This is a genomic window from Pseudomonas sp. 05N434 (genome assembly GCF_056396965.1).
On record NZ_JBFTMK010000431.1, the window covers coordinates 1 to 4,387 of the forward strand.

6 protein-coding genes are annotated in these 4,387 nt (G+C 57.2%); 5 read left to right on the forward strand and 1 reads right to left on the reverse strand.

Annotated elements, in window-relative coordinates; translation table 11 throughout:
* Positions 1-55: 55 nt before the first annotated feature.
* The 5 genes from rplU (at position 56) to AC1DLB_RS22570 (ending at position 3,836) form a co-directional block, all read left to right on the forward strand.
* Positions 56-370: a 50S ribosomal protein L21 gene (gene rplU / locus AC1DLB_RS22550; protein WP_007901869.1), complete on the forward strand. Its 315-nt coding sequence runs from the start codon at positions 56-58 to the stop codon at positions 368-370.
* A 33-nt stretch (positions 371-403) separates the two neighbouring features.
* Positions 404-661, forward strand: coding sequence for a 50S ribosomal protein L27 (gene rpmA, locus AC1DLB_RS22555; RefSeq protein ID WP_003228360.1), 258 nt, complete (start codon positions 404-406; stop codon positions 659-661).
* Between the two features lie 195 nt (positions 662-856).
* The gene (gene cgtA / locus AC1DLB_RS22560; protein WP_477743869.1) at positions 857-2,080 is read left to right on the forward strand and encodes an Obg family GTPase CgtA; all 1,224 of its coding nucleotides are present in this window, start codon (positions 857-859) and stop codon (positions 2,078-2,080) included.
* A gap of 137 nt (positions 2,081-2,217) precedes the next feature.
* Positions 2,218-3,336, forward strand: a complete 1,119-nt coding sequence (proB, locus tag AC1DLB_RS22565; RefSeq protein ID WP_007938428.1) for a glutamate 5-kinase — start codon at positions 2,218-2,220, stop codon at positions 3,334-3,336.
* Between the two features lie 35 nt (positions 3,337-3,371).
* A complete protein-coding gene (locus AC1DLB_RS22570) occupies positions 3,372-3,836 on the forward strand; it encodes a CreA family protein (protein ID WP_018925883.1) in 465 nt (154 codons plus the stop codon).
* A gap of 123 nt (positions 3,837-3,959) precedes the next feature.
* Here AC1DLB_RS22570 and rpsT read toward each other — a convergent pair whose 3' ends face one another.
* Positions 3,960-4,238 carry a 30S ribosomal protein S20 gene (rpsT, locus tag AC1DLB_RS22575; RefSeq protein ID WP_007901883.1) on the reverse strand — a complete coding sequence of 93 codons (279 nt, stop codon included), beginning with the start codon at positions 4,236-4,238 and terminating at the stop codon, positions 3,960-3,962.
* Positions 4,239-4,387 lie beyond the last annotated feature (149 nt).

Sequence of the window (4,387 nt, forward strand, 5' to 3'; positions counted from 1 at the left end):
AGCCAATACCTCTTCTTATAAAGAGCTGGGTGAGCAGGATTATCGGAGAAATACCATGTCTTATGCAGTAATCGTTACTGGTGGCAAGCAGTACAAAGTTGCTCCAGGTGAATACCTGAAGATCGAAAAACTGGAAATCGCTACCGGCGAATCCGTAACTTTTGATCGCGTTCTGTTGGTTGCCAATGGCGACGACGTGAATATCGGCGCTCCAGTTGTTCCTGGCGCTACCGTTGTGGCTGAAGTGATCTCCCAAGGTCGTCACGATAAAGTCCGCATCATCAAGTTCCGTCGCCGTAAGCACCACATGAAGCGTATGGGCCACCGCCAGTGGTACACCGAGATCAAAATCACCGGTATTCAGGCTTAATCAGCCTAATTCCTCACTAGGAGAATTGAACTCATGGCACACAAAAAAGCTGGTGGTAGTACCCGTAACGGTCGCGACTCAGAAGCCAAGCGCCTTGGCGTGAAGATGTATGGCGGCCAGGTCATCAAGGCCGGTAACATCATCGTGCGTCAGCGCGGCACCCAATTCCACGCTGGCTACGGCGTTGGTATGGGTAAAGATCACACCCTCTTCGCGAAAATCGAAGGCGTGATCAAGTTTGAAGTAAAAGGCGCCTTCGGTCGTCGTTACGTGAGCGTCGTCGCAGCTTAATTGCGCGATCGCTGGAAAAGCCCTGTCTTGCGACGGGGCTTTTTCGTTTGTGGGGTGAGTCTCTTGCAAAGCTGTTTGTGATGGGCTCCAGCGCTGTATTGGCGGTCGTTGATTGAGGTCGCTGCGCTCATTTTTGCAAGAGTCTTATGTCTTGGTTGTTTTTCGGCTCGTCCGTATGGCGAGAGGCGTTTTGTTATGAAGTTTGTTGATGAAGTATCGATTCGAGTAAAGGCCGGCGACGGTGGCAACGGTTGCATGAGTTTCCGTCGAGAAAAATTCATTGAAAACGGCGGCCCGAACGGCGGTGACGGTGGTGATGGCGGTTCCATCTACATGATGGCCGACGAAAACCTGAACACCCTGGTCGACTACCGTTACACCCGGCACTTCGATGCCGAGCGCGGTTTCAACGGTGGCAGTACCGACTGCACCGGCAAAAAAGGTGAGGATCTGATCCTGCGGGTGCCGGTAGGTACCACAGTGATCGACTCTGCCACCCAGGAAGTCATTGGCGACCTGACCAAGGCCGGCCAGAAGCTGATGGTGGTTCAGGGCGGCTGGCACGGTCTGGGTAACACTCGTTTCAAATCCAGTACCAACCGTGCGCCGCGCCAGACTACGCCGGGCAAGCCGGGTGAGCAGCGCGACCTGAAACTGGAAATGAAGGTGTTGGCGGACGTCGGTCTGCTCGGTTTGCCGAACGCCGGCAAAAGTACCTTCATTCGCTCGGTGTCGGCCGCCAAGCCGAAAGTCGCCGACTACCCGTTCACCACATTGGTGCCGAACCTGGGTGTGGTCAGTGTCGATCGCTGGAAGAGCTTTGTGGTCGCGGATATTCCGGGCCTGATCGAAGGTGCTTCCGACGGCGCGGGCCTGGGGATTCGCTTCCTCAAGCACTTGTCGCGTACGCGTCTGCTGCTGCACCTCGTCGACATGGCGCCGCTGGATGACACCAGTGCGCCGGATGCCGCTGAAGTGATCGTCAGCGAGCTGACCAAGTTCAGCCCGTCCCTGGCCGAGCGTGATCGCTGGCTGGTGCTGAACAAGTGCGACCAGATCCTTGAGGAAGAGCACGATGCTCGCGTCAAGGAGATCGTTGATCGTCTGGAGTGGACCGGTCCGGTCTATGTGATCTCGGCGATCGCCAAGCAAGGCACCGAGCGTCTGTGCCACGACATCATGCGTTATCTGGAAGATCGCGCCGATCGCCTGGCTAACGACCCGGTCTACAAGGAAGAGCTGGCTGAGCTCGATCAGCGCATCGAAGATGAAGCGCGCGCCCAGTTGCAGGCGCTGGACGATCAGCGTGCTCTGCGCCGCAGCGGCGTGAAGTCGGTCCATGACATCGGCGACGACGATTGGGACGAAGAAGATGTGGATGACGAAGACGGTCCGGAAATCATTTACGTGCGTGACTGATTCGTTGCGATAAACTTAAGCGCCGCTCACTGGAGCGGCGTTTTAGTATCTGGAAATCGACTGTTGGTCACGAAGAACCACGAATAACGTCACGGGCAGTGCCAGGTCGCGCTGCCCTCAAGCTAAGGTTGAAGATGATGCGGAGCAAGGTGACAGGTGCGCAGCGTTGGGTCGTGAAGATCGGCAGCGCTTTGCTGACGGCGGACGGCAAAGGCCTGGATCGCGCAGCAATGGGTGTCTGGGTCGAGCAGATGGTTGCCCTGCATGAGGCGGGCGTTGAACTGGTGCTGGTGTCCTCCGGGGCAGTGGCGGCGGGCATGAGCCGTCTGGGCTGGACCTCGCGACCCAGTGCGATGCACGAGTTGCAGGCGGCTGCCGCCATCGGTCAGATGGGGTTGGTGCAGGCCTGGGAGTCGAGCTTCGCCGAACATGGTCGGCATACCGCACAGATTCTCCTGACTCACGACGATTTGTCCGACCGCAAGCGCTACCTGAATGCTCGTAGCACCCTGCGTGCGCTGGTCGAGTTGAAGGTGATCCCGGTGATCAACGAAAACGACACCGTGGTCACTGACGAAATCCGTTTCGGCGACAACGACACGTTGGCGGCGCTGGTGGCGAATCTGGTCGAAGCCGATTTGCTGGTGATCCTCACCGATCGCGATGGCATGTTCGATGCTGATCCACGCAACAATCCCGACGCCAAGCTGATTTATGAGGCGCGGGCCGACGATCCGGCGCTCGATGCGGTAGCCGGTGGTACTGGTGGTGCGCTGGGGCGTGGCGGCATGCAGACCAAGCTGCGCGCTGCGCGTCTGGCGGCGCGCTCTGGTGCGCACACCATCATCGTTGGTGGGCGTATTGAGCGAGTGCTGGATCGCCTCAAGGCTGGCGAGCGCATTGGCACTTTGCTGTCGCCTGAGCGCGGCATGCTGGCGGCCCGCAAACAGTGGCTGGCCGGGCATCTGCAGACTCGCGGCACGCTGGTGCTGGACGCGGGGGCGGTGACTGCGCTGTCTCAGGGCAACAAAAGTTTGCTGCCGGTAGGTGTAAAGCTGGTCCAGGGCAGCTTCCGTCGCGGCGAAATGGTGGTCTGTGTGGCGCCGGACGGTCGTGAAATCGCTCGTGGCCTGGCTAACTACAGTGCTCTGGAAGCACAAAAAATCATCGGTCAGTCGTCTGAGGCGATTATCGGTCTGTTGGGTTACATGGCGGAGCCGGAGCTGGTTCACCGGGATAACCTGATTCTGGTCTGAAGGAATACCTGATTCTGGTCTGAAGGAATACCTGAATGCGTGTGGCAAAAGGATTATTGGGCTTGTTGTTGGCGATGCCGTTGCTGGCCTCGGCCGAGGAAATTGGCCAGGTGTCGACGGTGTTCAAATTCGTTGGCCCGAACGACCGTATTGTTGTCGAGGCGTTTGATGATCCGAAAGTGGAGGGCGTGACCTGTTACTTGTCGCGTGCCAAGACGGGTGGCGTGAAAGGTGGTCTGGGATTGGCCGAGGATCGCGCCGAGGCGTCTATTGCATGTCGCCAGGTCGGGCCGATCAGCTTCAAGGGTGAGCTCAAGGATGGCGAGGAGGTATTCAAGGAGCGCACCTCGCTGGTATTCAAGACTATGCAGGTAGTGCGATTCCTCGACAAGAAGCGCAATACCCTGGTGTATCTGGTCTACAGCGATCGCTTGATCGAGGGCAGTCCGCAGAATGCAGTGACGGCAATTCCGATTCTGCCGTGGACGCACGCTCAGTAAGATAACGAAGGTCCAGGTGTGGGGGTGAGTCTGCTTGCTCCCACATTTTTTTTGCATTGTATTTAATAAATCGCAGGCAATAAAAAACCGACCCTGAGGTCGGTTTTTTAACGAGCGCGTCGCTTAGGCAGCAGCGGCAACGTTCAGGGCCTTGACGTGGCCATTCAGGCGGCTCTTATGGCGAGCAGCTTTGTTCTTGTGGATGATGCCTTTATCGGCCATACGGTCGATAACTGGCACGGCCAGAACGTAAGCAGCTTGAGCTTTAGCAGCGTCTTTTGCGTCGATGGCTTTAACTACATTCTTGATGTAGGTACGAACCATGGAACGCAGGCTGGCGTTGTGGCTGCGACGCTTCTCAGCCTGTTTTGCACGTTTTTTGGCGGAAGGTGTGTTGGCCACCGTCGAGCTCCTCGAAAGACTTTTTAGGAAATAGCAAACAAAATAGGCCGCGAATCATGCCGATGAGTTGATGTCTTGTCAAGGGCGGAAGAGACGTTCCGCTAAGTGGCCGGTTCCGGCCCCATGAAAACTACTGCGCTCGGCAATAC

Excerpts from the sequence above, each read along its gene's own strand:
- rplU (WP_007901869.1), top strand. The coding sequence starts at position 56 with ATGTCTTATGCAGTAATCGTTACTGGTGGCAAGCAGTACAAAGTTGCT.
- rpmA (WP_003228360.1), top strand. The coding sequence starts at position 404 with ATGGCACACAAAAAAGCTGGTGGTAGTACCCGTAACGGTCGCGACTCA.
- cgtA (WP_477743869.1), top strand. The coding sequence starts at position 857 with ATGAAGTTTGTTGATGAAGTATCGATTCGAGTAAAGGCCGGCGACGGT.
- proB (WP_007938428.1), top strand. The coding sequence starts at position 2,218 with ATGCGGAGCAAGGTGACAGGTGCGCAGCGTTGGGTCGTGAAGATCGGC.
- AC1DLB_RS22570 (WP_018925883.1), top strand. The coding sequence starts at position 3,372 with ATGCGTGTGGCAAAAGGATTATTGGGCTTGTTGTTGGCGATGCCGTTG.